This is a genomic window from Streptomyces sp. SS1-1 (assembly GCF_008973465.1).
Lineage (GTDB): Bacteria > Actinomycetota > Actinomycetes > Streptomycetales > Streptomycetaceae > Streptomyces.
In genome coordinates, this window is sequence record NZ_WBXN01000004.1 from 2,138,369 (window position 1) to 2,164,611 (window position 26,243).

General features: G+C 70.7%; 25 protein-coding genes. 11 read left to right on the forward strand and 14 right to left on the reverse strand.

Annotated features, from left to right (window positions below; all coding sequences use genetic code 11):
* Nucleotides 1-3: 3 nt before the first annotated feature.
* Entirely contained in the window at nucleotides 4-1,173 is a 1,170-nt protein-coding gene (locus F8R89_RS10950; RefSeq protein WP_151783800.1) for an HpcH/HpaI aldolase/citrate lyase family protein, read from the reverse strand.
* Between the two features lie 186 nt (nucleotides 1,174-1,359).
* On the opposite strand from F8R89_RS10950, the gene F8R89_RS10955 reads away from it, so the two are divergent.
* The gene (locus F8R89_RS10955; protein ID WP_151783801.1) at nucleotides 1,360-2,175 is read left to right on the forward strand and encodes a TerD family protein; all 816 of its coding nucleotides are present in this window, start codon (nucleotides 1,360-1,362) and stop codon (nucleotides 2,173-2,175) included.
* Nucleotides 2,176-2,190: 15 nt separating this feature from the next.
* Here F8R89_RS10955 and F8R89_RS10960 read toward each other — a convergent pair whose 3' ends face one another.
* The 6 genes from F8R89_RS10960 to F8R89_RS10985 form a co-directional block, all read right to left on the reverse strand.
* Nucleotides 2,191-2,928 carry a TerD family protein gene (locus tag F8R89_RS10960; RefSeq protein ID WP_151783802.1) on the reverse strand — a complete coding sequence of 246 codons (738 nt, stop codon included), beginning with the start codon at nucleotides 2,926-2,928 and terminating at the stop codon, nucleotides 2,191-2,193.
* Nucleotides 2,929-3,033: 105 nt separating this feature from the next.
* A complete protein-coding gene (locus tag F8R89_RS10965; protein ID WP_151783803.1) occupies nucleotides 3,034-4,179 on the reverse strand; it encodes a DUF475 domain-containing protein in 1,146 nt (381 codons plus the stop codon).
* Between the two features lie 126 nt (nucleotides 4,180-4,305).
* A complete protein-coding gene (locus F8R89_RS10970) occupies nucleotides 4,306-4,881 on the reverse strand; it encodes a TerD family protein (RefSeq protein ID WP_151783804.1) in 576 nt (191 codons plus the stop codon).
* A 115-nt stretch (nucleotides 4,882-4,996) separates the two neighbouring features.
* A complete protein-coding gene (locus F8R89_RS10975) occupies nucleotides 4,997-5,572 on the reverse strand; it encodes a calcium homeostasis/redox stress adaptation protein (protein ID WP_151783805.1) in 576 nt (191 codons plus the stop codon).
* Between the two features lie 148 nt (nucleotides 5,573-5,720).
* On the reverse strand, nucleotides 5,721-6,179 hold the full coding sequence (locus tag F8R89_RS10980) for a peroxiredoxin (RefSeq protein WP_062667295.1): 459 nt from the start codon (nucleotides 6,177-6,179) through the stop codon (nucleotides 5,721-5,723).
* 116 nt (nucleotides 6,180-6,295) lie between these two features.
* On the reverse strand, nucleotides 6,296-6,733 hold the full coding sequence (locus F8R89_RS10985) for a DUF3052 domain-containing protein (RefSeq protein WP_055620756.1): 438 nt from the start codon (nucleotides 6,731-6,733) through the stop codon (nucleotides 6,296-6,298).
* Between the two features lie 363 nt (nucleotides 6,734-7,096).
* On the opposite strand from F8R89_RS10985, the gene aceE reads away from it, so the two are divergent.
* Nucleotides 7,097-9,844 (forward strand): pyruvate dehydrogenase (acetyl-transferring), homodimeric type, encoded by a 2,748-nt coding sequence (aceE, locus tag F8R89_RS10990; RefSeq protein WP_151783806.1) that lies wholly within the window; start codon nucleotides 7,097-7,099, stop codon nucleotides 9,842-9,844.
* Nucleotides 9,845-10,007: 163 nt separating this feature from the next.
* Here aceE and F8R89_RS10995 read toward each other — a convergent pair whose 3' ends face one another.
* Both F8R89_RS10995 and F8R89_RS11000 read right to left on the reverse strand, forming a co-directional pair.
* Nucleotides 10,008-10,313 (reverse strand): small hydrophobic protein, encoded by a 306-nt coding sequence (locus F8R89_RS10995; RefSeq protein WP_151783807.1) that lies wholly within the window; start codon nucleotides 10,311-10,313, stop codon nucleotides 10,008-10,010.
* A 217-nt stretch (nucleotides 10,314-10,530) separates the two neighbouring features.
* On the reverse strand, nucleotides 10,531-12,066 hold the full coding sequence (locus F8R89_RS11000; RefSeq protein WP_413251290.1) for an MFS transporter: 1,536 nt from the start codon (nucleotides 12,064-12,066) through the stop codon (nucleotides 10,531-10,533).
* Between the two features lie 150 nt (nucleotides 12,067-12,216).
* Here F8R89_RS11000 and F8R89_RS11005 point away from each other — a divergent pair, with 150 nt between their 5' ends.
* The 3 genes from F8R89_RS11005 (at nucleotide 12,217) to F8R89_RS11015 (ending at nucleotide 15,070) form a co-directional block, all read left to right on the forward strand.
* Nucleotides 12,217-12,843, forward strand: a complete 627-nt coding sequence (locus F8R89_RS11005) for a TetR family transcriptional regulator (protein ID WP_151783809.1) — start codon at nucleotides 12,217-12,219, stop codon at nucleotides 12,841-12,843.
* A gap of 93 nt (nucleotides 12,844-12,936) precedes the next feature.
* Complete coding sequence (locus F8R89_RS11010) at nucleotides 12,937-14,154, forward strand: alpha/beta hydrolase (protein WP_151783810.1); 1,218 nt, start codon at nucleotides 12,937-12,939, stop codon at nucleotides 14,152-14,154.
* Between the two features lie 58 nt (nucleotides 14,155-14,212).
* Entirely contained in the window at nucleotides 14,213-15,070 is an 858-nt protein-coding gene (locus tag F8R89_RS11015) for a DUF4429 domain-containing protein (protein ID WP_151788066.1), read from the forward strand.
* A gap of 21 nt (nucleotides 15,071-15,091) precedes the next feature.
* Here F8R89_RS11015 and F8R89_RS11020 read toward each other — a convergent pair whose 3' ends face one another.
* The gene (locus F8R89_RS11020; protein ID WP_151783811.1) at nucleotides 15,092-16,105 is read right to left on the reverse strand and encodes an aldo/keto reductase; all 1,014 of its coding nucleotides are present in this window, start codon (nucleotides 16,103-16,105) and stop codon (nucleotides 15,092-15,094) included.
* Complete coding sequence (locus tag F8R89_RS11025) at nucleotides 16,102-16,581, reverse strand: MerR family transcriptional regulator (protein ID WP_192806092.1); 480 nt, start codon at nucleotides 16,579-16,581, stop codon at nucleotides 16,102-16,104. Before F8R89_RS11025 ends, F8R89_RS11020 begins: the two co-directional genes overlap by 4 nt.
* 131 nt (nucleotides 16,582-16,712) lie before the next feature.
* On the opposite strand from F8R89_RS11025, the gene F8R89_RS11030 reads away from it, so the two are divergent.
* Entirely contained in the window at nucleotides 16,713-17,528 is an 816-nt protein-coding gene (locus F8R89_RS11030; RefSeq protein WP_151783813.1) for a serine hydrolase domain-containing protein, read from the forward strand.
* Nucleotides 17,529-17,534: 6 nt separating this feature from the next.
* Here F8R89_RS11030 and F8R89_RS11035 read toward each other — a convergent pair whose 3' ends face one another.
* Nucleotides 17,535-19,760: an MMPL family transporter gene (locus F8R89_RS11035; protein WP_151783814.1), complete on the reverse strand. Its 2,226-nt coding sequence runs from the start codon at nucleotides 19,758-19,760 to the stop codon at nucleotides 17,535-17,537.
* 108 nt (nucleotides 19,761-19,868) lie between these two features.
* Nucleotides 19,869-20,522 (reverse strand): pirin family protein, encoded by a 654-nt coding sequence (locus F8R89_RS11040; protein ID WP_151788067.1) that lies wholly within the window; start codon nucleotides 20,520-20,522, stop codon nucleotides 19,869-19,871.
* Between the two features lie 85 nt (nucleotides 20,523-20,607).
* On the opposite strand from F8R89_RS11040, the gene fasR reads away from it, so the two are divergent.
* From fasR to fabF, 5 genes are all read left to right on the forward strand, one after another.
* Entirely contained in the window at nucleotides 20,608-21,813 is a 1,206-nt protein-coding gene (gene fasR, locus F8R89_RS11045) for a fatty acid biosynthesis transcriptional regulator FasR (RefSeq protein ID WP_151783815.1), read from the forward strand.
* Between the two features lie 89 nt (nucleotides 21,814-21,902).
* Nucleotides 21,903-22,814 (forward strand): ACP S-malonyltransferase, encoded by a 912-nt coding sequence (locus F8R89_RS11050; RefSeq protein WP_151783816.1) that lies wholly within the window; start codon nucleotides 21,903-21,905, stop codon nucleotides 22,812-22,814.
* 16 nt (nucleotides 22,815-22,830) lie between these two features.
* Nucleotides 22,831-23,829 carry a ketoacyl-ACP synthase III gene (locus F8R89_RS11055; RefSeq protein WP_151783817.1) on the forward strand — a complete coding sequence of 333 codons (999 nt, stop codon included), beginning with the start codon at nucleotides 22,831-22,833 and terminating at the stop codon, nucleotides 23,827-23,829.
* 110 nt (nucleotides 23,830-23,939) lie between these two features.
* A complete protein-coding gene (locus tag F8R89_RS11060) occupies nucleotides 23,940-24,188 on the forward strand; it encodes an acyl carrier protein (protein WP_004001566.1) in 249 nt (82 codons plus the stop codon).
* 86 nt (nucleotides 24,189-24,274) lie between these two features.
* Complete coding sequence (gene fabF, locus F8R89_RS11065) at nucleotides 24,275-25,546, forward strand: beta-ketoacyl-ACP synthase II (protein WP_151783818.1); 1,272 nt, start codon at nucleotides 24,275-24,277, stop codon at nucleotides 25,544-25,546.
* A gap of 88 nt (nucleotides 25,547-25,634) precedes the next feature.
* Here the strand turns inward: fabF and F8R89_RS11070 are convergent, their stop codons facing one another.
* A complete protein-coding gene (locus F8R89_RS11070; RefSeq protein ID WP_151783819.1) occupies nucleotides 25,635-26,129 on the reverse strand; it encodes a DUF3145 domain-containing protein in 495 nt (164 codons plus the stop codon).
* Nucleotides 26,130-26,243: the final 114 nt, after the last annotated feature.

The window sequence follows — 26,243 nt, forward strand, 5'->3', positions numbered from 1 at the left end:
CGGTCAGGCCGGTATGCCGGCGGCGAGCAGTTCCACGAAGCCGATGTCCTCGTTGGCCACGCCGAAGGCCTCGGCGCGCAGGAGGGTGCGCTCGGCCCAGGCGCGGTGCGGTTTCACCTCGTTCATCTTGTTCGTGTACTGCGACCTCAGCACCCCTCCGCCGCAGCGGTCGGGCCTGAGGATGTCCTGGGCGTCGCTGAACTCCTCGTGGCTGACGACGGACAGCGCGTGCACGGGCAGGACGTGGGAGGGGTGGATGCAGGTCTTGCCGAGCAGGCCGTTGGCGTGGTCGAGGGTGATCTCGCGCAGCAGGCCGTCCATGGAGTGCTCGATGAGGGCTTCGCGCAATGCCTCGGCCTGCCCTTCGAGGAAGGGGCTGCGGCGCAGCTGCGGCTTGAACATGCGCTCCTGGACGCGGAAGTACTCCCAGACGGGCCCGGTGACGGTGAACCCGGTGCCGTCGGCGCGGCCGAGCATGTTGACGACGTCGGAGATGACGGAGGCGACGACCTGGACGTCGTAGGCGGTCATGTCGGGGGCGCGGCGCAGTCCGTACGAGGAGCAGAAGTCGGTGACGCCGAGGCGCAGCGCGAGGACCCGGTCGCGGTACTTGTCGACGGCCCGGAAGATGCCCTCCAGGGTCTCCACGCGGGACTCGCGGTAGAGCAGCTCGGGCGACTCGAGGACGGGCATGGCGAACAGCCGGCGTCCGCTGTCGGTCTCGGCGTCCGTGAGGGCCTCCAGGAACGGCATGCCGCGTTCCTCGGTGAACTTGGGCAGGACGAATCCGGACAGCAGCCGGACGGCGGGGCCGAGGCGGCGGACGAGGTCGGGTATCTGCTCGGGGGTGCGCACGCGGATGAAGAGCAGCGGCGGGTCGTCGGCGTCGGGGCGGGCCGCGAGGTCGGTGAGCTGGGCGACGAGGTTCTCCTCGCCGGCCGACACGTCCTCGTCGCCGATGGAGTCCTCCAGGCACAGCACCATGGAGACCACGCCGCGGTCGCGCTGCTTGACGATGTCGTCGGTCAGCCGGGGCCGGGTGGCGGGGCTGTAGAGCGTGGCCCCGAGGGCGGCGGAGAGCAGCCGGGGCGCGGAGTCCGCGGTGAAGGCGCTCGGCTCCCGGTGGAACAGGCGCTGACGCACCTCTGGGGCGATGTGCCCGAAATGACGCATGGAGCTCCCCCGTGGTGACTCAGTGGCCCCTGTGACCTCTTCACAGGTGGCCGGTAATAGTACGTAGATACCCATGTCGGGGGTTCCCGACGGGCATGAATTTCTGGTAACGCGGACCCGCACATCCGCGCACACACCGTGTACCCCGCGTTGTCGTGACCAGGACGGAGAGGGCAGGATGACCGTATGACGCACGCGATGCTGAAGGGGTCGAACATCCCGCTGGAGGCCACCACGGTACGCGCCGTGCTGCGCTGGACACCCGGGCAGGGGGTCCCCGACGTCGATGCCTCCGCTCTGCTCCTGGGCCCCGACGGCCGTGTGCGCTCCGACGAGGACTTCGTCTTCTACAACCAGCCCCGGCACCCCTCGGGGACGGTGTGGCGGCTCGGCAAGAAGCAGGGCGCCGAGGGCCTCACCGACACGATCCAGACAGACCTGAGCGGTGTCGAGGCGGCCGTCGGCCAGATTCTGCTCGTCGCGTCGGCGGACGGTGTCCCGTTCGACCGCGTACGGGACCTGCGTATCGCGCTGTACGACGCCTCGGTGGCCGAGGGCGAGCCGCTGGCGTATTTCGACATCAAGCCGGAGACGGGCGCGGAGACCGCGCTGATCTGCGGCGAGCTGTACCGCCGGGGCGAGGGCTGGAAGTTCCGCGCGCTGGGCGAGGGCTACTCGGACGGCTTGAAGGGACTGGCCACGGACTTCGGGATCTCCGTGGACGAGTCGGAGGCGGCGCAGGAGCCGCCGGCCGCCCAGGTCCCCGAGGTGTCGCAGCCGCTGCCGCCGGAGCAGCCCACGACGGTGGTGCCGCCGCAGCCGTCGCAGCCGTCGTACGGCTATCCGCAGCAGCCGCCGCCGACCCAGCCGGCGTACGGCTACCCCCAGCCGGCCGGTACGGCCGCCGCCGCGGGGTACGGCTATCCGCCCCCGGCGACCACGCCCGGCCCGGCACCGGAGGTCCGGCTGCCTCCGCAGGGCCCGCAGTTCATCGGACGCTGAGCGGGGCCGTCCCGCTCAGTGCTCGGCCTTGCTCTTGTAGCCGCGGCCCCACTGCAGGCCCCAGCCGAAGAGGCGGTCCAGCTCGGCCTGGAAGCCGTAGACGAACTTGACCTCGCGGCGGACCCACAGTTCGCCCTTGACGTTCTCGATGGTCACCACCGCGCAGGAGCGGGCCTGGGGGTGCCGTTCGTCCAGGCCGATCTCGATGCGGGGCCCGTTGCTGGGGTAGAGCGTGACGATGGCGTGGGTGCGGTCGAAGGCCGGGGTCTGGTCGTAGATGTAGACGAAGACCAGCAGCCGCTTGATGTCGTCACGGTGGTCGAGGTTGACGTAGATCGTCTCGCCGGACGCGGAGCCGAACCGGTCGTCGCCGCTGAGCTTGACGTACGGCGGCGCGTTGACGTCGCCGAGGAAGCCGCCGAGCGGCTGGACGACGCCCTTGGTGCCGTCGGACAGCTCGTACAGGCAGCCGAGGTCGAGGTCGACGTTGACCATGCTCTGGCTGTGCCCGAGGACCTCCGGGGGCCGCAGCGCCTTGAAGGGGTGCCGCAGCAGGCTCTCCCGCTGGGACCCGCCGATGTCGGAGGTCCGCATGCGCCAGGTCAGGTTGATCCGCAGATGGCCGGTGGCCGCTCCCTGCCGGGTGAGCGAGACCCGGTCGTGCCGTTTCGTCAGCTCGATCGCGTTCGACGACGCGCTGCCCGAGTCGAACTCGGCCGCCCGTCCACGCCAGAGCCCGTCCAAGAAGCCCATGTCCGCCCCCCACGTCCCGCAGGACGTTCGTGTCCCTGCACAAAACCGGCGGGGCGGCCGGACGTCCGGCCGCCCCGCTCAGAGCGTTCCTCACCCTGGGGGGTGTCACACCCCGGACGACACCTCAGTCCTGTCCGGGGTCTCCGCTTTTCCCTCCGCGGCCGCGAGGGCGCGGTTGCGGCGGACCGAGGACCAGAAGGAGGCGCCGATCAGCACGACGCCGATCAGGCCGGTGATGATCTCGTTGATCTGGTACTGGATGGTGACCAGCAGGATCATGGCGAGCGCGCCGATCGCGTAGTGCGCGCCGTGCTCCAGGTAGACGTAGTCGTCGAGGGTGCCCTGGCGGACCAGGTAGACCGTCAGCGACCGGACGTACATCGCGCCGATACCGAGGCCGAGGGCCATGAGGACGATGTCGTTGGTGATCGCGAAGGCGCCGATCACACCGTCGAAGGAGAAGGAGGCGTCCAGGACCTCCAGGTACAGGAACATGAAGAACGCGGCCTTGCCGGCCAGGGCGACCGCGGAGCGGGGCTTGCCGCTGCGCTCGGCCTCCTCCTCGGCCTCGTGCTCGCGCTCCTCCTCTTCCTCGAGGCGGTCCTCGAAGAACCCGGACAGACCGCCGACGATCATGTACGTGATCAGGCCGGCGATGCCGGAGAGCAGGACCGTCTCGGCCTTGTCGACGTGGGCGCCGCCGTGCTGGTGGGCGTGGGCCGCGAAGGTCAGCGAGGAGATCAGCAGGACGATGAGCGCGATGCAGACCGACAGCATGTCGACCTTGCCGAGCTTGGCCAGCGGCCGCTCCAGCCAGGCCAGCCACTTGATGTCCCGCTCCTCGAAGATGAAGTCGAGGAAGATCATCAGCAGGAACATGCCACCGAACGCGGCGATCGACGGATGGGCGTCGGTGACGAGCTGCTGGTAGCGGTCCTTGTCGCTGAGCGCGAGGTCGACGGCCTCGATCGGCCCGAGCTGGGCGCTGATCGCCACGATCACGACGGGGAAGACCAGGCGCATGCCGAACACGGCGATGAGGATGCCGACGGTGAGGAAGATCTTCTGCCAGAAGGCATTCATCTTCTTCAGGATCCCGGCGTTGACCACCGCGTTGTCGAAGGACAGCGAGATCTCCAGGACCGAGAGGATCGCCACGATGCCGAGAGCGGTCCACCCCCCGAAGAGGACCGCTGCGACCAGGCCGAGCGCGGTGACCACGAACGACCAGCCGAAGGTTTTCAGAAGCACTGGCTACCCAATCCTGTGTGTACGGGGCTCCCCCGCGCCGTACTCGGCTTTACGAAACTTTGAACCCGGAGTCTATGTCGGTGTCGTGGCGCACCCCACCCGGACCCGGGTTTTGCCCATATCGCGTTATGAGACGTTCACCCCGAAGTCCATGGCGATGCCCCGCAGACCCGACGCGTACCCCTGTCCGACCGCGCGGAACTTCCACTCCCCCTGGTAGCGGTAGACCTCGCCGAAGATCATCGCGGTCTCGGTGGAGGCGTCCTCGCTGAGGTCGTAGCGGGCGAGCTCCTGGCCGTCGGCCTGGTTGACGACCCGGATGAAGGCGTTGCTGACCTGACCGAAGGCCTGGCCGCGCTCGTCGGCCATGTGGATGGAGACGGGGAAGACGATCTTGTCGCACTGGGCGGGCACCTTCGACAGGTCGACCAGGATCGACTCGTCGTCGCCCTCGCCCTCACCCGTGAGGTTGTCCCCGGTGTGCTCCACCGAGCCGTCGGGGCTCTTGAGCTGGTTGTAGAAGACGAACCACTCGTCGCCCATGACCCGGCCGCCGCTGCACATCAGGGCGCTGGCGTCGAGGTCGAAGGGGGCTCCGGTGGTGGAACGCGCGTCCCAGCCGAGCCCGATCATCACCTGGGTGAGATTCGGTGCGGCCTTGGACAGGGAGACGTTTCCTCCCTTGGCGAGCGTGACGCCCATGATGTGGTCCTCCCCAGGTGGTGCTTCTCGGTTGTTCTGCGCGTCCGGCGCCGCACCGAAACGGTACGGCGCCGGAAACGGCCGGACGTGTCCCGGACGGGCACGCCGGGTGACGTCAGACGTTGACCCCGAAGTCCTGCGCGATGCCGCGCAGACCCGAGGCGTAGCCCTGGCCGATGGCACGGAACTTCCACTCCGCGCCGTGGCGGTAGAGCTCGCCGAAGACCATCGCCGTCTCGGTGGACGCGTCCTCCGAGAGGTCGTAGCGGGCGATCTCGGCGCCGCCGGCCTGGTTGACGACGCGGATGAAGGCGTTGCGCACCTGGCCGAAGGACTGCTGGCGGTTCTCCGCGTCGTAGATCGAGACCGGGAAGACGATCTTCTCGATGTCGGCCGGGACGCTCGCCAGGTTCACCTTGATCTGCTCGTCGTCGCCCTCGCCCTCACCGGTGGTGTTGTCACCGGTGTGCTCGACGGAGCCGTCGGGGCTCTTGAGGTTGTTGAAGAACACGAAGTTCTGGTCGTTGGCGACCTTGCCCGTGTTGTTCAGCAGCAGAGCGCTGGCGTCGAGGTCGAAGTCGGTGCCGGTCGTGGTGCGGACGTCCCACCCCAGACCGACGATGACCGCGGTGAGGCCGGGGGCCTCCTTGGTCAGTGATACGTTGCCGCCCTTGCTGAGGCTGACTCCCACGAGTCCTCCATTGATGTCCGGGGGCCGGGAGCCCCGCCGTGCGTTCGGTATCGGATCAACGACTCGATCCTAGTGACGGGTTCCCGTCGCTCGCAGGGCTTGTACCCACCGATCGCGGGTGTCGGCGTCGAGTCGGTGACGAAGTGGATCAGAGCGCGTCGAGTGCCTCGACGTACTCGTTGAGGTCGCGGGCGTCCGGCAGGGCGTTGATCACGGTCCAGCGGACGACGCCCTCCTTGTCGATGACGAAGGTGCCGCGCACGGCGCAGCCCTTGTCCTCGGCGAAGACGCCGTAGGCGCGGCTGACCTCGCCGTGCGGCCAGAAGTCGCTGAGCAGCGGGTACTCCAGGCCCTCCTGCTCGCCGAAGACGCGCAGGGTGTGGATGGAGTCGTTGGACACGGCGAGGATCTGGGTGTCGCGGTCGGTGAACCGCGGCAGGTTGTCCCGTACGGCGCAGAGCTCGCCGGTGCAGACGCCCGTGAAGGCGAAGGGGTAGAAGAGCAGGACGACGTTCTGCGCGCCGCGGAAGTCGGAGAGCCGCACGGTGCGGCCGTGGTTGTCCTTGAGCGCGAAGTCGGGGGCCTTGTCGCCGACCTGGATCGCCATCGTCGTCGTGTCCCTTCGGTGGGCTGTCCGGGTGGTGTCCACCCTATGCAGCGGCCACCGGGGGCCGCACAGGAGGCCGGGCCGGGCCCTGGGGTCCGGCCCGGCTCAGCCACCGGTTACTTCTTGGACTTCGCGGCCTTGGGCGTCACCAGCCGGCTGCCGCTCCAGTCCTTGCCGACGCTGACGCTCTTGGACGCCGACAGCCCCGCCGTGGTCGCGGCTTCAGAGATGTCGCTGGGCTCCACGTAGCCGTCTCGGCCCGTCTTCGGCGTCAGGAGGAGGATGGAGCCGCCCTCCTCGATGTACGTGGTGGCGTCCACCAGCGCATCCGTCAGGTCGCCGTCCTCGTCGCGGAACCACAGCACCACGGCGTCGGCGACGTCGTCGTACTCCTCGTCCACCAGCTCGCTGCCGATGACTTCCTCAATGGCCTCGCGGAGCTCCTGGTCGACGTCGTCGTCGAAGCCGATCTCCTGGACCACCTGCTCGGGCTGGAACCCCAGCCTGACGGCAGGGCTCGTCCGCTCCTCCGCGTGGTCCGCGGTCGCGCTCACGGGTTGCCTCCTGATCATGTCTTGGGAATAACTCAGCCACGCGCGTGCGCGAAGCATTGGCCGTAGTCCACACGGGCGGGGCGGATCGCGCAAGTACCCGGCCGTCCGGACCGCCGAAACGGTGACGATCCGGAACGTGTCACCGCAACTCCTGGCACCCGAACATGGCTCCGTGGTGACGTGCACCACACCAATGTGCCCCCTTTGTGAGTTTGGGAACCCTTCGGGGGCACTCGACCGTTGTCCAAACGCCGGTTACCCAACAGTAGAGATGACGTCCGGTCCCCCGAGGTACACGATGGGGAGCGGTGCAGCGCACCCAGAAACCCCAGAATCACGGCCCTCTGACAGGTAAGGAACAGCGTGGCTTCCGGTTCAGATCGCAACCCGATCATCATTGGCGGCCTTCCGAGTCAGGTTCCTGACTTCGATCCCGAGGAAACCCAGGAGTGGCTCGACTCCCTCGACGCCGCCGTGGACGAGCGCGGCCGGGAGCGGGCCCGCTATCTGATGCTGCGCCTGATCGAACGGGCCCGCGCGAGGCGCGTCGCGGTCCCCGAGATGCGCAGCACGGACTACGTCAACACCATCGCCACCAAGGACGAGCCTTTCTTCCCGGGCAACGAGGAGATCGAGCGCAAGATCCTGAACGCCACCCGGTGGAACGCCGCGGTCATGGTGTCCCGGGCCCAGCGCCCCGGCATCGGCGTCGGCGGCCACATCGCCACGTTCGCCTCCTCCGCGTCGCTCTACGACGTGGGCTTCAACCACTTCTTCCGCGGCAAGGACGAGGGCGACGGCGGCGACCAGGTCTTCTTCCAGGGCCACGCCTCGCCGGGCATCTACGCGCGCGCCTTCCTGCTGGACCGCCTCAGCGAGCAGAACCTGGACGCCTTCCGCCAGGAGAAGTCCAAGGCGCCGCACGGCCTGTCCTCGTACCCGCACCCCCGGCTGATGCCGGACTTCTGGGAGTTCCCGACCGTCTCCATGGGCCTCGGCCCGATCGGCGCGATCTACCAGGCGCGGATGAACCGCTACATGGAGGCCCGCGGCATCGCGGACACCTCCAAGTCGCACGTGTGGGCGTTCCTCGGCGACGGCGAGATGGACGAGCCGGAGTCGCTGGGCCAGCTGTCCATCGCCGCCCGCGAGGGCCTGGACAACCTGACGTTCGTGGTGAACTGCAACCTGCAGCGCCTCGACGGCCCCGTCCGGGGCAACGGCAAGGTCATCCAGGAGCTGGAGTCGATCTTCCGCGGCGCCGGCTGGAACGTGATCAAGCTGATCTGGGACCGCTCCTGGGACCCGCTGCTCGCGCAGGACCGCGACGGCATCCTGGTCAACAAGATGAACACCACGCCGGACGGCCAGTTCCAGACGTACGCCACCGAGACCGGCGCGTACATCCGCGAGCACTTCTTCGGCGACGACCAGCGGCTGCGCGCCATGGTCGAGGGCATGACCGACGACCAGATCCTGCACCTGGGCCGCGGTGGTCACGACCACCGCAAGATCTTCGCGGCGTTCTCGGCGGCCAAGGCGCACAAGGGCCAGCCGACGGTGATCCTCGCCAAGACGATCAAGGGCTGGACCCTCGGCCCCAACTTCGAGGGCCGCAACGCCACGCACCAGATGAAGAAGCTGACGGTCGACGACCTCAAGCGCTTCCGGGACCGGCTGCATCTGCCGATCGCCGACAAGGAGCTGGAGAGCGGTCTCCCGCCGTACTACCACCCGGGGCGCGACTCCGAGGAGATCCAGTACATGCACGACCGCCGCAAGGGGCTCGGCGGTTATGTGCCCACCCGGGTCGTGCGGTCGAAGCCGCTGGCGCTGCCGGACGACAAGACGTACGCGACCGTGAAGAAGGGCTCGGGTCAGCAGTCGATCGCCACGACCATGGCGTTCGTGCGGCTCCTGAAGGACCTCATGCGGGACAAGGAGCTCGGCAGGCGTTTCGTGCTGATCGCGCCGGACGAGTACCGCACGTTCGGCATGGACTCGTTCTTCCCGAGCGCGAAGATCTACAACCCGCTCGGGCAGCAGTACGAGGCGGTCGACCGGGATCTGCTGCTCGCCTACAAGGAGTCCCCGCAGGGCCAGATGCTGCACGACGGCATCTCGGAGGCGGGCTGCACCGCCTCGCTGATCGCGGCGGGCTCGGCGTACGCCACGCACGGCGAGCCGCTGATCCCGGTGTACGTCTTCTACTCGATGTTCGGTTTCCAGCGCACCGGTGACCAGTTCTGGCAGATGGCGGACCAGCTCGCGCGCGGTTTCGTCCTGGGTGCCACAGCCGGGCGCACGACCCTGACCGGTGAGGGACTGCAGCACGCCGACGGGCACTCGCAGCTGCTGGCCTCGACCAACCCGGGCTGTGTCGCCTACGACCCGGCGTACGGCTTCGAGATCGCGCACATCGTCCAGGACGGTCTGCGCCGGATGTACGGCGGCGATGCCGAGCACCCGCACGGCGAGGACGTCTTCTACTACCTCACCGTCTACAACGAGCCCATCCAGCACCCGGCCGAGCCCGAGAACGTCGACGTCGAGGGCATCCTCAAGGGCGTCTACCGGCTGAGCGAGGGCGGCTCGGGCTCGGTGCCGGCGCAGATCATGGCGTCCGGTGTGGCCGTGCCGTGGGCCCTGGAGGCGCAGAAGATCCTCGCCGAGGAGTGGAACGTCAAGGCGGACGTCTGGTCGGCCACCTCCTGGAACGAGCTGCGGCGCGAGGCGGTGGCCTGCGAGGAGCACAACCTGCTGCATCCGGAGGAGGAGCAGCGCGTGCCGTACGTGACGCGCAAGCTGAGCGGTGCCGAGGGGCCGTTCGTGGCCGTCTCCGACTGGATGCGGTCGGTGCCGGACCAGATCGCCCGCTGGGTGCCGGGCACGTACCAGTCGCTGGGTGCCGACGGGTTCGGCTTCGCGGACACGCGGGGCGCGGCGCGGCGGTTCTTCCACATCGACGCGCACTCGATCGTGCTGGCCGTGCTCACCGAGCTGGCCAGGGAGGGCAAGGTGGACCGTTCGGCCCTGAAGCAGGCCATCGACCGGTACCAGCTGCTCGATGTCACGGCGGCGGACCCGGGGGCGGCCGGGGGCGACGCGTAGGTACGGCAAGAGCGACGGGGTGGGGCGCCCTGCGGGTGATCCGCGGGGCGCCCCACCCCGTCGTCATGTACGGAAGGGCGCTCGGGCCGAAGGGAACATCAGGGCGCCGGGTGACCCGCCGGCGCGGCCCTTCACGGCGGTGGCCGCCGTGGGGCCGGGCGGGTCAGGCGAGGCCGATGCCCGGGCCGGCCGCACCCGCCAGCCAGATGAGCGCCAGCAGGGTGTCGATCGCGCCCAGGACCAGCGCCACCAGGGCGGGGACCGGGCGGGCTCCCGACCATGAGCGGCCCATGGCCAGCCAGCCGCAGACGATCGCCACCGGGCCGAGGATGATGCCCAGTACGAAGAATCCGGCGACCGCGCAGATGGCTCCGACGATTCCCAGCGTCGCGCGATCCGGCCCGGTCCGTGACCACGTCCGGCCACGTGAGCGGGGGTGCCTGCGCGTGCCATGTCCGAAGCCCGCCATCGTCAACTCCCTGGTTCGGCGTTGGACTTGACGAGTAACCGCTGCGGCGGACTTCATTCCCGCCCGGCCGGACCGCGGCGCGCTGTCCCCCTCCGGCAGCGCGCCGCTGGCCCCGGCTTGACTTACTGTCACCTGCGGGACCGGACGACGGGAGGGATCCGCGGCGTTGTCACCCTGATGAGGGAACTCCCGCCGCGAACCCCTCCGTTCGCACGCGTCAGATGTGCGCGGCGCCCACTCCGGCGCCCGCGTTCTCGCCCCTCTTGGTGAGGAAGGCGACGAGGACGGCGACGACGGCCACACCGGCGGCGACCAGGGAGGCCGCGCTCATACCGGAGATGAAGGTGTCGTGGGCGACGTCCGTGATCTTCGTGGCGATCGCCTCGGGGGTGCCCGGAGGCACGGGGGCGCCGCCCTTCTGCACGGCGGTCGCCGCCCCTTCCAGCTGCTCCGGGGCGAGCGGCGGGAGTCCCGCGTCCGTCCAGTTGCCCGGGAGGTCGTTGTCGACCTTGGAGGCCATGACGGCACCCAGCACCGCCGTGCCGAGGCTTCCGCCGACCTGCATCGCGGACTGCTGCAGACCGCCGGCGACACCGGACAGCTCCAGCGGCGCGTTGCCCACGATGACCTCGGTGGCACCGACCATGACGGGGGCGAGGCCCAGGCCCAGCAGGGCGAACCAGAGCGACATCACGCCGCTGCCGGTGTGCGTGTCGAGCGTCGACATGCCGTACATGGCGAGCGCGGTGAGGGCCATGCCCCCCGCCAGCGGGATGCGCGGGCCGACCTTCGTGATCATGGCGCCCGCGAGCGGGGAGCCGACGATCATCATGCCGGTCAGGGGCAGCAGGCGCAGACCGGCGTCGACCGGGCCCAGGCCCCGCACACCCTGCAGGTAGAAGGTGACGAAGAACAGGCCGCCCATGAAGGAGATGGCCATCAGGACCATCAGCACCACACCCGCGGACAGCGGGACGGAGCGGAAGAGGCCCAGCGGGATCAGCGGCTCCTTGACCTTCGTCTCCCAGTAGGCGAAGAAGCCGAAGCTGGCGAGCGAGGCGATGATGAACGCCCAGACGCCGGTGTCGCCCCAGCCCCACTCGGGGGCCTTGATGATGGCCCAGACGAGGCAGAACACGGCGGCGGACAGCAGGGCGATGCCGAGCAGGTCGAAGGAGCGCGGCGCGTTCTCCGCGCGGTGGTCGAGCAGGATCCACACGCCGAGCGCGACGGCGAGGACGCCGACCGGCACGTTGACGAAGAACACCGACTGCCAGTTGACGTGCTCGACGAGGACACCGCCGAGGATCGGGCCGCCGGCGGTGGAGGCGCCGATGACCATGCCCCAGATGCCGATGGCCATGTTGAGCTTCTCGGCCGGGAAGGTCGCGCGCAGCAGGCCGAGCGCGGCCGGCATCAGCAGGGCGCCGAACAGGCCCTGGAAGACACGGAAGACGATGACCATCGTGATGCCCTGGGAGAGCCCGATGGCGGCGGAGGAGGCGGCGAAGCCCGCCACGCCGATGAGGAAGGTCTGGCGGTGCCCGAAGCGGTCGCCGAGCTTGCCGGCGGTGATCAGGGAGACGGCCAGCGCGAGGAAGTACGCGTTGGTGATCCACTGCAGATCGGACCAGCTGGCTTTCAGGTCCTCGCCGATGGCGGGGTTCGCGATGGCCACGATGGTGCCGTCGAGGGCCACCATCATGACCCCCACTGCGACGGTGATGAGCGTGAGCCAGGGGTGTCCGCGCATCCCCTTGGCCGACGTCGCGTCCGAGGGGACCGCCGGCGCGTCGCCCCCCGACCCCGTCGTGTCGATGGTGGTCTGACTAGTCATGTGTTCGAGGCTAGTGACAGTCACTGACAATTGACAAACCAATTCACAAGTCGGTAACTGACACGTATGGAAACGTTGCGCGAACGCAAGAAGCAGCGCACCCGGGAAGCACTGCTGCGTACCGCGCTGGAGCTCTTCACGACACGGGGGTACGAGGACACCACCGTCGACGACATCGCCGGCGCGGTCGACGTGTCGCAGCGCACGTTCTTCCGGTACTTCGCGGGCAAGGAGGAGGCCGCCCTCGCACTGCAGGAGATGACGGAGACGCACTTCCTGCGGGCGGTGCGCGACCGGCCGCCGCACGAGGCGCCGATGGAGGCGCTGCGGCAGGCCGTCCTGGACAGCTGGGACTCGCTCAGCGAGGTGGTCGAGTCGGTGGCGCCGGTCGAGGTCTTCCTGCGCATGTACCAGGTGATCGAGTCGACGCCGGTCCTGCTCGCCGCCCATCTGCGGCGCTCGCTGGAGATCGAGGAGGCGATCGCGCGGGTGCTGGCCGAGCGCGAGGGCGTGGACGTCGACGCCGACCCGCGGCCGCGGCTGGCGGTGGCCGTGTTCGGCGGGGTGATGCGGCTCACGGAACGGTGCTGGTCCACGGGCGGCGACACAAGCCTGGACGCCATACGGGCGTTGGCGGTGCAGCACCTGGAACAGGTCGGTCCTGCGCTCACCGGGAGCTGGCGAACGCACTGAGAAAGGTGGCCCGTTCACACAACCTTGATCAAAACGTGATCCGTGTCACTTGATTCACGCGAGACCCGCTGGTTCTCCTAGTGTGTCCTCCCAGTGACTTCCTTCGACACCACCCCGCAACTGAACGTCTGGCGCGCTCTGCTCGCACTGGCCGTCGTGTTCGTGATGCTGGCGACGACGGGCTGGACCGCACTGCGGCACCATCGCGGCGCCGCCCCGCTCGAGGCCTCGCTCAGCGCCTGGGAACACGGCAGTCTCGCCGGTCACCGGCTTCCGGCGGCGGACTCCTCCCCCACCCGGCTCGCCTCGTTCTTCACCTCCCTCACGGAGCAGCAGCGGTCGCATCTCGTGCGCCGCTATCCGCTCGCGGTCGGCAACATGAACGGCGCCCCGGCCGAACTGCGCTACCGCGCCAACCGTGTCGCGCTCCGCGAGGCGCGTGAGGTCGAGCACAAGCGCGTGCACGACAGCGGTCTCACACCGGACGGGCAGCGCGCCGCGGCCCAGCGCGAGGAGCGCTTCGGGTCCCTGCTGCGCTCGGACCGCCAGATCCTCGCCTTCGACCCGGCCGGCGGCGGACGGGCCGCGGAGGTCTTCGGCGACCTGGACCGGGCCGAGCGGGTCTCGGTCGTGGTCCCCGGCGTCGACACCGACGTGCTCACCTTCCAGCGCACGCACCGCAAGTACTCGGCGCCGGTCGGCATGGCCCGCTCGCTGTACGACGCCGAGCGCGCGGCCGCGCCGTCGACGCGTACGGCCGTCATCGCCTGGGCCGACTACACGACGCCCGGCGGGCTCGGCCTCGACTCGGCGACCGCGACGCGCGCCGCCGACGGGGCCGTCCGGCTGAACGCGCTGGTGCGGGCGCTGCCGGGCCGCTCGCCCGTCTCGCTGTTCTGCCACAGCTACGGCTCGGTGCTGTGCGGTCTGGCCGCGCGGGAACTGCCGGGCCGGGTCACCGACATAGCGGTCGCGGGCAGCCCCGGCATGCGGGTGGAGCGGGCCTCGCAGCTGCGCACCACCGCGCACGTGTGGGCGATGCGGGACGCCGACGACTGGGTGCAGGACGTGCCGTATCTGGAACTCGGCGGCCTCGGGCACGGCGAGGACCCGGTGTCCTCGGCGTTCGGCGCGCGGGTGCTGTCGGCCCGGGACGCGAAGGGCCACAGCGGCTACTTCGAGCCCGGCACGGAGAGTGTGACGAACTTCGCGGAGATCGGGGTCGGCGCGTACGAGTCGGTGCGGTGCGCCGACGGCACCGTCGGGTGCCGTGCGGGCCTGTCCGACGCCGCGCCGGCCGGACGCGCGTAGAGACGAGAGGAACTGCGGTGTGCGCGGGGTGGGGACGGAGGAACACGTGCCGCATACGATGAGCCGCATGGGTGACGTACTGGCCGGATTTCATGCCGCCTGGGAGTTCGAGTCCGACTCCGTGCTCATCCGCTATGAACGGGGCCTTCGGACACCGAAGCTGTTCCAGGCCCTCGGGGAGCGCCGCGTCCCCTACCGGGCGATCGCCGACGCGACGCTGACGCCGGGCAGACGCGGGACCGTGGTGCTGCGGCTCGAACTGCGCCCGGGCGCCGATCCGTTGCTGGCGGCGGCCGCGGGACAGCTGAAGGAGGGCGGCGATCCGTACCGGCTGGTGCTGCCGGCCGAGCGCGAGACGCTCGCCGAGTACTACCGCGACGAGGTGCGGGAGCGGCTGACCGACTCCGGTTCGGCCGAGGACTTCCTGGTGGGCGCGCCCGACGTGCCGTTGCAGTTCAAGGCATATGACGGAAAAGCCTCGTTCGACGGGAAAATCGTCCATTTCAGGTGGTTCTGGACGGGTGCGTCCTCGGCGAAGTGGAAGGCGGGCGACCAGAGTTTCCCGGTGGCCGAGCTGAGCGGTGTCGAGTGGCGCTCGCCCGAGGTCTTCGAGGGGCATCTGCGCCTGCTGCGCCGGGACTCCTCGCAGCAGCCCGCGCAGGCCGACCAGGACCCGGCCGCCGTCGTCTTCGGACTCGGGTACGGGCCGGTGCACGAGTCGCTGCCGTTCGCCGCGGCCGTCCTCGCGGCGGTCCGCCGGGCGGAACCGGTGGCCGTGCCGCCGGCCGGGGCGCCGCGGCGCGACCCGGCCGACATCGCCGAGCGGATCCGTCATCTCGGCGAGCTGCACCAGGCGGGGCTGGTGACGGACGAGGAGTTCGCCGGCAAGAAGGCGGAGCTGCTCGCCGAGCTGTGACGGCTCCGGCCGCGCCGGGTCCTACTCCCGGCCGGCGGACGTGAAGGACATGTCGGCGTAGCGGGTGCCGGCCACCCGCCGCGCCAGCGGCTCCAGCAGGGCCAGTTCCGCCGCGTCCAGCTCGATACGGGTCGCCGCCGTGTTCTCCTCCACCCGGGAGGGCCTGCGGGTGCCGGGGATCGGGATCACGGGCAGGCCGTGCACCGCCGCGCGCTGCTGGACCCAGGCCAGGGCGATCTGGCCGGGCGTCGCGCCCCGGGCCTGCGCGAGGGCGCGGATCGGCTCGAGCAGGGCGGCGTTGGCGGAGGCGTTCTCGCCCGTGTACCGGGGCTGCTGGCGGCGGAAGTCGTCGGCGCTCAGCTCCTCGGCGCGGGCGAAGGACCCGGTGAGGAAGCCCCGGCCCAGCGGGGAGTACGGCACCAGGGTCACGCCCAGCTCGCGGGCGGCCGGGACGACGGCGGACTCGATGTCCCGGCTGAACAGGGACCACTCGGACTGGACGGCCGCGATGGGGTGCACCGCCTGCGCCTGGCGCAGTTCGCCGGCGGTGACCTCGCTCAGGCCCAGCCGGCGCACCTTGCCCTCGCGGACCAGGTCCGCCATCACGCCGACGGTCTCCTCGAACGGCACCTCCACCTGGCGGCGGTGCAGGTAGTAGAGGTCGATGACGTCGACGTCGAGCCGCTTCAGGCTCGCCTCGACGCACCGGCGGATGTAGGGCTCGTCGTTGCGGATGATCCGCTTCGTGGGGTCGTCGGGGTGGATCGCCAGGCCGAACTTGGTGGCGATCACCACCTCGTCGCGGTGGGCCTTGAAGAACGGCGCCAGGAACCGCTCGTTCTCGCCGCCGCCGTACGCGTCCGCCGTGTCGTACAGCGTGACGCCGAGTTCCAGCGCGCGCTCCAGGGTGGCCCGGGAGGCGTCCGCGTCGGAGGGGCCGTACGCGAAGCTCATGCCCATGCAGCCGAGGCCCTGGACGCCCACCTCGGGTCCGTCGGCGCCGAGGCGCGCGGTGGCTATCCTGCCGTCGCTCATCCGGCCTGCTCCGTCGTCTCGTGCATGTACTTCTCCTGTTCGAAGCGGCGGCCGGCGCCGGCGTAGAAGTCGATCTTCCGGTCGAGCACCGCCAGGGTGTCCTGCAGTTCGGCGATCCGGGCGAGGACGTCCCGGCGGGTCGTCTCCAGCAGCTCGAAGCGCTCGCCGAAGGTGTGGTCGCCCGCGCGCACCAGCTCGGCGTAGCGGACCATGTCGGCGACCGGCATGCCGGTGAGCCGGAGCTTCCCGACGAGGTCGAGCCAGTCCAGGTCCCGGTTGCTGTAGCGGCGCTGGCCGGTGTGCGAGCGGTCGATGTGCGGCATGAGGCCGATGCGCTCGTACCAGCGCAGGGTGTGGGCCGTCAGGCCGGTGAACGCGACGACCTCGCTGATCGTGTAGCTGTCCTGGCCCTGGGGGCGCCGGTCGGGGCGCGGGGCGGCGCAGCTGTCGGTGCTCGTGGTCTCCATCACCGTCATACCGTCCACGCTATGGCCTTGGAGTGCGCTCCAAGCAAGCGGAAACGGTGAGAAACGCGGGGGACATGGCCTGAAGCCCATGGCCCTCCTGCCCGACGGAGGTGCGGGCGTCACCCCCTAAGCTCGACGGCATGTCGCTGAGCAGCCTCGCACTGATCGAGAACTGGCCTGTTCCCACCGCCGCCGCCGGGGTCGTCCGCGCCGACGGCACGGTCCTCGGTACCCACGGCCCCGTCGGGCACCGCTTCCCCCTGGCGTCGGTGACCAAGCCGCTGGCCGCGTACGCGGCGCTGGTCGCCTACGAGGAGGGCGCGGTCGAGCTGGACGAGCCGGCCGGGCCCGAGGGCTCGACGGTGCGGCATCTGCTCGCGCACACCTCGGGGCTGGCGTTCGACGAGCACCGGGTGACGGCCCCGCCCGGGGAGCGGCGGCTGTACTCCAACGCCGGGTTCGAGCAGCTCGGGGACCACATCGCCAAGGCGACCGACATCCCGTTCGCGGAGTATCTGCGCCAGGCGGTGCTGGAGCCGCTCGGCATGGCGGACACGACACTGGACGGCTCCCCGGCGAAGGACGGTGTGTCCACGGTCGGGGACCTGCTGCGGTTCGCGGCGGAGGTGCAGGCGCCCCGGCTGCTGGACCCGCGGACGGTCGCGGAGGCGATGACCGTGCAGTACCCGGGCACCAAGGGCGTCCTGCCGGGGTACGGGCACCAGAACCCCAACGACTGGGGGCTGGGCTTCGAGATCCGGGACGGCAAGGCGCCGCACTGGACGGGCGCCACGTCCTCGCCGCGAACCTTCGGGCACTTCGGCCAGTCCGGGACGTTCCTGTGGGTCGACCCGGACGCGGGCGTGGCCTGTGTGGCGCTCGCGGACCGGGCGTTCGGGCCGTGGGCGGCCGAGGTGTGGCCGCCCTTCACGGACGCGGTGCTCGCCGAGGTGTAGCCCCGGTCAGCGGGCCGGCTTCTCGCCGGTGCCCTCGGTGTCGATGTGCGGGAGGATCCGGTCCAGCCACCGGGGCGTCCACCAGGCGTGCTCGCCGAGCAGCGTCATCACGGCCGGCACCATCAGCAGGCGGACCACGGTGGCGTCGATGAGCACGCTGACGGCGAGCCCCAGCCCCAGCATCTTCACGACGATGTTGTCGCTGATGATGAAGGCGGCGAAGACGCTCACCATGATCAGCGCCGCGCAGGTGATGACGCGTGCCGTGATCTCCAGCGCGTGGGCGACGGAGTCCTTGGCGTCCCCGGTGCGCTTCCACGCCTCGTGCACCCGGGACAGCAGGAAGATCTCGTAGTCCATGCTCAGGCCGAAGATGATCGCGAACATCATCATCGGCACATAGGACTCGATGGGCACCTTGCCGTGCACGCCCAGCGCGGGCCCGCCCCAGCCCCACTGGAAGACGGCGACGACGACGCCGTACGAGGCCGCGATCGACAGGACGTTGAGGACGGCGGCCTTGACGGCGACCAGCAGGCCGCGGAAGACCGCGAGGACGATCAGGAAGGCCAGGCCGACCACCACGAGGATGATCCAGGGCAGCCGCTCCGCGACGATGTCCCGGAAGTCGACCTGGGCGGCGGTCGTCCCGGTGACGTAGCCCTTGGCTGCGGTGCCGGAGGCCGCGTCGGGGAGCGTGTGGTCGTAGAGGCGGTTGACGAGGTTCGTGGTGTCCTTGTTCTGCGGGGACACCGCCGAGTAGACCGTGCCGACCAGCACGTCGCCGTCCTGCGTCGGCTGGAGCGGGCTGACGTAGGAGGTGCCGGACGCGTCGTCCAGGGCCTGCTGGGTCTTCGAGGCCAGGTCGGAGCGCTGCGAGTCCGGTACGTCGCTCTGGTCGACGACGACGGTGAGGGGCCCGTTGGAGCCCGCGCCGAACGCGTCCGTCATCAGGTCGAAGGCCCGCCGGTCGGTGAAGGACGTGGGGTCGGCGCCGTCGCCGATGTGCCCGAGCTGGATCGAGAAGACCGGGATGGCGAGCACCGCGACGGTGACCACACCGGCCGACAGGTACCGCCACGGATGGTGCTCCACCCGCTTCGCGTACCGGTGCCAGGTGCCCTGGGCCGTGTCGCCGCCCGCCTCGGTCTCGGCGATGGGCCGGCGCACGTGCCAGCGGTCGATCCCGCGGCCGACCAGCCCGAGCAGGGCCGGGACCAGGGTGAGGGCGCCGAGGACGGCGGAGACGACCGTGACGGCCGCGGCGACGCCGAGCAGGCCGATGAAGGTCACGCCGGACACCCACAGGCCCATCAGGGCGACGATCACCGTGGTGCCGGAGACCAGGACCGCGCGTCCGCTGGTGGCGGCGGCGTGCCCGGCGGCGCGCACCGGGTCGGCGCCGTCCATGAGGTTCTGCCGGTGCCGGGTGAGCAGGAAGAGGGCGTAGTCGATGCCGACGCCGAGGCCGATCATCGTGGCCAGCGTGGGCGAGACGGTGGCGAAGGTGAACGCGAGGGCGAGCAGCCCGAGGCAGGCCAGTCCGCCGACCACGGCGATCAGGGCGGAGACCAGCGGCAGGACGGCGGCGGCGACGCTGCCGAAGCCGATCAGCAGGACGACGACGGCGACGCCGAACCCGATCGCCTCGCTGGTCCGGTCGTTGCCGGCGGGCCGCTCCAGCTCGCCGAGCGAGCCGCCGTACTCGACGTCGACGCCGGCCTTTCTGAGCGGTTCCACCGCGCTGTCGACGCCGTCCAGATAGCTGTCGCCGAGGAGGGAGGGCTGCTCGTCGAAGCGGATGGTGATGTAGCCCGTCCTCCCGTCCGAGGACACCGGCCCGACCTTGGTGGAGGTGGCCTCCAGCGGGTTCTGCACGCTCAGGACGTGCGGGAGCTTCTGCAGGTCGGCGACGGCGGTCGACAGCTGCGAGCCGGCCGCGCTGAGGGGCTTGTCCGCGTCGTGCAGGACGATCTGGCTGCTGTAGCCGCCGGCCTGCGGGTCGTGCGCCTTGAGGACGTCCAGGCCCTTCTCGGACTGCACGTCGGACAGGGCGAAGTTGTCGGAGTACTCGCCGCCGTGGAGGTGGTTGAGGGCCTGGAGCACGCCGAGGGCGACGACCCAGGCGGCGATCACGATCACGAAGTGGCGCGCGCACCACTGGCCGAGCCGTCGCAGTCCCCCCACCGGAACGTCGTCGCCCCGGTCCCCAGCGGTGTTGCGTCTGGCCATGCCCCGGCTCTTCTCTGCCGAGCGGTCACTGACCCCCTCATTGGACGCCGGGTGGATCATCCCGGCATCCGCTGCCGGGGCCCGCGTGGGCCGTTCGGCTGACGCGGGTCAGCCGGCCATCTCCCAGACCAGCAGCTCGGCCGGGGTGAGCGCGACCGCCTCCAGGTCCGCGGCGCCGGTGACGCGGGCCGCGTCGCCCGGACCCAGCTCCTGTCCGGCCAGCCGCACCTCGCCGCGCGCCACGTGCACGTACAGGTACGCCGCGTCCGGTACGGCCGTCCGCTCCCCCGCCCCGAGCCGCCGCACATGCAGCATCGCGCCGGCCTCGGGGACGGCGTACGGGGTGGAGTCGGCGATGCCGCGGACGATCTCGTACGCCGGGTCGCCGCCCGGGGCCAGCGGCGCCAGCCATGTCTGCACGAAGGTGAGGGGCACGTCGGCGTCGTTGCGTTCGACGTGCCGGACGCCGCCCGCCGAGCTGAGGCGCTGCACGTCGCCGGGGCGCACCACGGTGGCGTGGCCCGTGGAGTCGCGGTGGGTCAGCTCGCCCTCGACGACCCAGGTCACGATCTCGGTGTGGCTGTGCGGGTGCTCGTCGAATCCGGCGCCGGGCGCGAGCCGCTCCTCGTTGCAGGCGATGACCGCGCCGAACCGGAGGTTGTCCGGGTCGTAGTGCGGGCCGAAGGAGAAGGCGTGGCGGGAGGTGATGCCCGCGGCCGGATCCCCTCCCGGATAGCGCTCTCCGGCGCGCCGTACGTCCATCACGGGGACCACCGTAGACCCACCGGGGAGTCCGCGGGCGACCCTCCGGCACGCTCGGGCGTCCCGATAAGGCAGTCTTGTCCCCGTGCCCGAACCCGTAACCCGAAAGTCCGAAGCCGCCGCGCACGACGTCCACGCCCACGCCGCGACCCTGAAGCGCCTGGAGAAGTCCTCCGGTTCGCTCGCCGCGCAGGCCATCGCGCGCATGGACGAGACGCTGCCGTGGTACCGGGCCATGCCCCCGGAGAACCGTTCCTGGATCGGTCTCGTCGCCCAGGCCGGCATCGCCGCGTTCACGGAGTGGTTCCGGCATCCCGACGCGCCCCAGGCGATCTCCACCGACGTCTTCGGCACCGCGCCGCGCGAGCTGACCCGGGCCATCACGCTGCGGCAGACCGTGGAGATGGTGCGCACCACCATCGAGGTCATGGAGTCGGCGATCGACGAGGTCGCGGCGCCCGGCGACGAGAGGGTGCTGCGCGAGGCGCTGCTGGTGTACGCCCGGGAGATCGCCTTCGCCACCGCGCAGGTCTACGCCCAGGCCGCCGAGGCACGCGGTGCCTGGGACGCCCGTCTCGAGTCCCTCGTGGTGAACGCCGTGCTCAGCGGGGAGGCCGACGAGGGCGCCGTCTCCCGTGCGGCCGCGCTCGGCTGGAACTCCCCGGACAACGTCTGCGTGGTGCTCGGCACCGCGCCCGACGGCGACAGCGAGCTGACCGTGGAGGCGATCCGCAGGGCCGCCCGGCACGCCAAGCTCCAGGTGCTGACGGGCGTCCTCGGGGACCGGCTGGTGGTGATCGCGGGCGGCAGCGACAACCCGCTGGCGGTGGCCAAGTCGCTGATCGGCCCGTACGCGGCCGGCCCGGTGGTCGCCGGGCCCGTCGTGCCGGACCTGCTGGCCGCCACGCGGTCCGCGCAGGCGGCGGCCGCCGGGCTGAAGGCGTGCACGGCCTGGCAGGACGCGCCGCGCCCGGTCCTCGCGGACGACCTCCTCCCGGAGCGCGCCATCGCCGGAGATCCCAGCGCGCGCGAGCAGTTGGTGGAGGAGATCTACAGACCGCTGGAGGAGGCGGGGTCGGCGCTGCTGGAGACGCTGTCCGTCTATCTCGAACAGGCGAGCAGTCTGGAGGGCGCCGCGCGGATGCTGTTCGTCCATCCCAACACCGTGCGCTACCGGCTCCGACGTGTGACTGACGTCACCGGCTGGTCACCGTCCGATGTACGCTCCGCGTTCACGCTGCGGATCGCGCTGATCCTGGGGCGTCTGGCCGACGGCGATCTTCAGCTCTAGTCTTTTGTCGGGGGTCCACAAAACCCCCTCGTGTTCTTCGTCCTTGTCCCCACGGGCGGCGTCGGCCGTCCCCAAGAGAGAGTGTGAGAGTGCTCGTACTCGTCGCTCCCGGCCAGGGCGCCCAGACGCCCGGCTTCCTGACCCCCTGGCTCGAACTGCCCGGTGCCGCCGACCGCCTCGGCGCCTGGTCGGACGCCATCGGACTGGACCTCGCCCACTACGGGACGCAGGCCGACGCCGACGCCATCCGGGACACCGCGGTGGCCCAGCCGCTGCTGGTCGCGGCCGGCCTGCTGTCCGCCGCGGCACTGGGTGACATCGTCCCCGGCGCCGTCGCCGGCCACAGCGTCGGCGAGATCACCGCGGCCGCCTACGCGGGTGTCCTCGACGACACCGCCGCGCTGACCCTCGTGCGCAAGCGGGGCCTGGCGATGGCCGAGGCCGCCGCGATCACCGAGACCGGCATGTCCGCGCTGCTCGGCGGCGACCCCGAGGTCAGCGTCGCGCACCTGGAGAAGCTGGGCCTGACCCCGGCGAACATGAACGGCGCCGGGCAGATCGTGGCCGCCGGCACCATGGAGCAGCTGGCCGCGCTGGGCGAGGACAAGCCCGAGGGCGTGCGCAAGGTCGTCCCGCTGAAGGTCGCCGGCGCGTTCCACACGCACCACATGGGCCCGGCCGTGGACAAGCTGGCCGAGGCCGCCAAGGAGCTCGTCCCCGCCGACCCGAAGGTCGCCTACGTCTCCAACAAGGACGGCCGCGCGGTCACCACCGGCACCGAGGTGCTGGAGCGCCTCGTCGGCCAGGTCGCCAACCCGGTCCGCTGGGACCTGTGCATGGAGACCTTCAAGGAGCTCGGCGTGACGGCCCTCATCGAGGCGTGCCCCGGTGGCACGCTGACCGGTCTGGCCAAGCGCGCGCTGCCGGGTGTGAAGACCCTGGCGCTGAAGACCCCCGACGATCTCGACGCTGCTCGCGAGCTCGTCGCAGAGCACGCCTGACAAGGAGCCCCGGAGCATGGCGAAGCTGAAGCCCAGCAAGGGCGCCCCGTACGCACGCATCCTCGGTGTGGGCGGGTACCGGCCCACGCGGGTGGTGCCCAACGAGGTGATCCTGGAGAAGATCGACTCGTCCGACGAGTGGATCCGTTCGCGCTCCGGCATCCAGACCCGGCACTGGGCGAACGACGAGGAGACGGTCGCCGCGATGTCGATCGAGGCGTCCGGCAAGGCGATCGCCGACGCCGGCATCGTGGCCGAGCAGATCGGCGGCGTGATCGTCTCGACCGTCTCGCACTTCAAGCAGACCCCGGCCGTCGCGACCGAGATCGCCGACAAGCTCGGCACGAACAAGGCCGCCGCCTTCGACATCTCGGCCGGCTGCGCGGGCTTCGGCTACGGCCTCACCCTCGCCAAGGGCATGATCGTCGAGGGCTCGGCGGAGTACGTCCTCGTCATCGGCGTGGAGCGGCTGAGCGACCTGACCGACCTGGAGGACCGTGCCACGGCCTTCCTGTTCGGCGACGGCGCCGGCGCGGTCGTGGTCGGCCCCTCCCAGGAGCCGGCGATCGGCCCCACGGTGTGGGGTTCCGAGGGCGACAAGTCCGAGACGATCAAGCAGACCGTGCCGTGGAACGAGTACGACAGCTCCACGGACAAGTTCCCCGCGATCACGCAGGAGGGCCAGGCGGTCTTCCGCTGGGCCGTGTTCGAGATGGCGAAGGTCGCCCAGCAGGCGCTGGACGCGGCCGGCATCGCCCCGGACGACCTGGACGTCTTCATCCCGCACCAGGCCAACGAGCGGATCATCGACTCGATGGTGAAGACTCTCAAGCTGCCGGAGCACGTGACGGTCGCCCGTGACGTGCGCACCACCGGCAACACCTCGGCCGCCTCGATCCCGCTCGCGATGGAGCGGCTCCTGGCGACCGGCGAGGCGAAGAGCGGCGACACCGCGCTCGTCATCGGATTCGGGGCGGGTCTCGTCTACGCCGCCACGGTCGTTACTCTCCCCTAGGCACTCCGTGCCGGATCATGTGAACCGGCACGGGACGCGCACCACCTGCCGCCTGTGCGGCGGGCGCCCAACCCTCTGAAGAACCTGAACAACAACGAAGGAGCGCCACCATGGCCGCCACTCAGGAAGAGATCGTCGCCGGTCTCGCCGACATCGTGAACGAGATCGCCGGCATCCCGGTCGAGGACGTCCAGCTGGACAAGTCCTTCACCGACGACCTGGACGTCGACTCGCTGTCCATGGTCGAGGTCGTCGTCGCCGCCGAGGAGCGCTTCGACGTGAAGATCCCCGACGAGGACGTCAAGAACCTCAAGACCGTCGGCGACGCGACCGACTACATCCTCAAGCACCAGGGCTGATCCGCCGATCCGGCCTCTGGGCCGACTGCCCCGCCACCCGGCGGTGGCGCCGCTGAATCCTCGTATCCGTTGGAGAAAGAATTCCCGTGAGCCCGACCAATCGCACCGTGGTCGTCACCGGTATCGGCGCAACCACACCGCTGGGTGGCGACGCAGCCTCTACCTGGGAGGGCCTGGTCGCCGGACGTTCCGGCGTCAAGCCCCTGGAGCAGGACTGGGCCGCCGACCAGGCGGTCCGTATCGCGGCGACCATCGCCGTGGAGCCGACCGAGGTCATCCCGCGGCCGCAGGCCCGCCGTCTGGACCGCTCGGCGCAGTTCGCGCTGGTCGCCGCCCAGGAGGCGTGGAAGGACGCCGGGTTCGAGGCCAGGGCCGGTGAGGACCCGAACGTCGACCCCGACCGGCTGGGCGCGGTCATCGCCTCCGGCATCGGCGGTGTGACGACGCTGCTCGACCAGTACGACGTGCTGAAGGAGAAGGGCGTCCGCCGCGTCTCCCCGCACACCGTCCCCATGCTGATGCCGAACGGCCCCTCCGCCAACGTCGGTCTGGCCGTGGGTGCCCGCGCGGGCGTGCACACGCCGGTGTCGGCGTGCGCCTCGGGCGCCGAGGCCATCGGCTACGCCATCGAGATGATCCGCACCGGCCGTGCCGACGTGGTGATCGCGGGCGGCACGGAGGCGGCCATCCACCCGCTGCCGATCGCCGCGTTCGGCAACATGATGGCGATGTCCAAGAACAACGACGACCCGCAGGGCGCGTCGCGTCCCTACGACGTCGCCCGCGACGGCTTCGTCCTCGGCGAGGGCGCCGGCGTGATCGTCCTGGAGTCCGCCGAGCACGCCGCGAAGCGCGGTGCCCGGGTGTACGCCGAGGCGGTCGGGCAGGGCATCTCCGCCGACGCGCACGACATCGTGCAGCCGGAGCCGGAGGGCCGCGGCATCTCGCACGCCCTGCAGAACCTGCTGGACCGCACCGACCTGGACCCGGCGGAGATCGTGCACGTGAACGCGCACGCCACGTCGACGCCGGCCGGTGACATCGCCGAACTGAAGGCGCTGCGCAAGGTCTTCGGCGACGACGCCGACCACATGGCCGTCTCCGCCACCAAGTCGATGACCGGTCACCTGCTGGGCGGCGCCGGCGGTGTCGAGAGCGTCGCGACCGTGCTCGCGCTCTACCACCGGGTGGCCCCGCCGACCATCAACGTGGAGAACCTCGACCCGGAGGCCGAGGCGAACGCCGACGTGGTCCGCGGCGAGGCCCGCAAGCTGCCCGTGGAGGGCCGTATCGCCGCGCTGAACGACTCGTTCGGCTTCGGCGGGCACAACGTGGTCCTGGCGTTCCGGACGGTCTGAGCGACCCCCGTACGCATGGGAAGGGCCCCCGCCTTCGAGGCGGGGGCCCTTTCGTGTGCCCGGGGGTGAGCGGCCGTCAGGCCGGCGGTCAGACCACCTGGTGCAGCCAGCGCACCGGCGCGCCCTCGCCCGCGTACCGGAAGGGTTCCAGCTCGTCGTCCCAGGGCTTGCCCAGCAGCTTGGCGATCTCGGCCTCCAGGTCCGCCTCCTCGCGCTGGGCGCGGGTCAGGGCGGCGCGCAGCCGGTCCTCGGGGATCAGGATGTCGCCGTGCATGCCGGTGACGGCGTGGAAGATGCCGAGGTCGGGGGTGCAGCTGTAGCGCTCGCCCTCGGCGGTGGGGCAGGGTTCGGCGGTCACCTCGAAGCGCAGCATCTGCCATCCGCGCAGGGCGGACGCCAGCTTGGACGCCGTGCCGGCCTCGCCCTGCCAGGAGAACTCCGAGCGCCAGGTGCTGGGCGCGGCGGGCTGCCGGATCCAGTCGAGGTTGACGCGCGTGCCGAGCACCCCGGCGACGGCCCACTCGACGTGCGGGCACATCGCGCGCGGCGCGGAGTGCACGTACAGAACTCCACGTGTCGTCACCGGGACCTCCGGGCTGAGCGGACATCTTGCGATCGGGCGGGCGTGGCCGGGGACCACGTTCGATGGCGAGGCTACCGTGCGGCGGGGCGAGGAGTGTGACGTACCGTCGGTCCC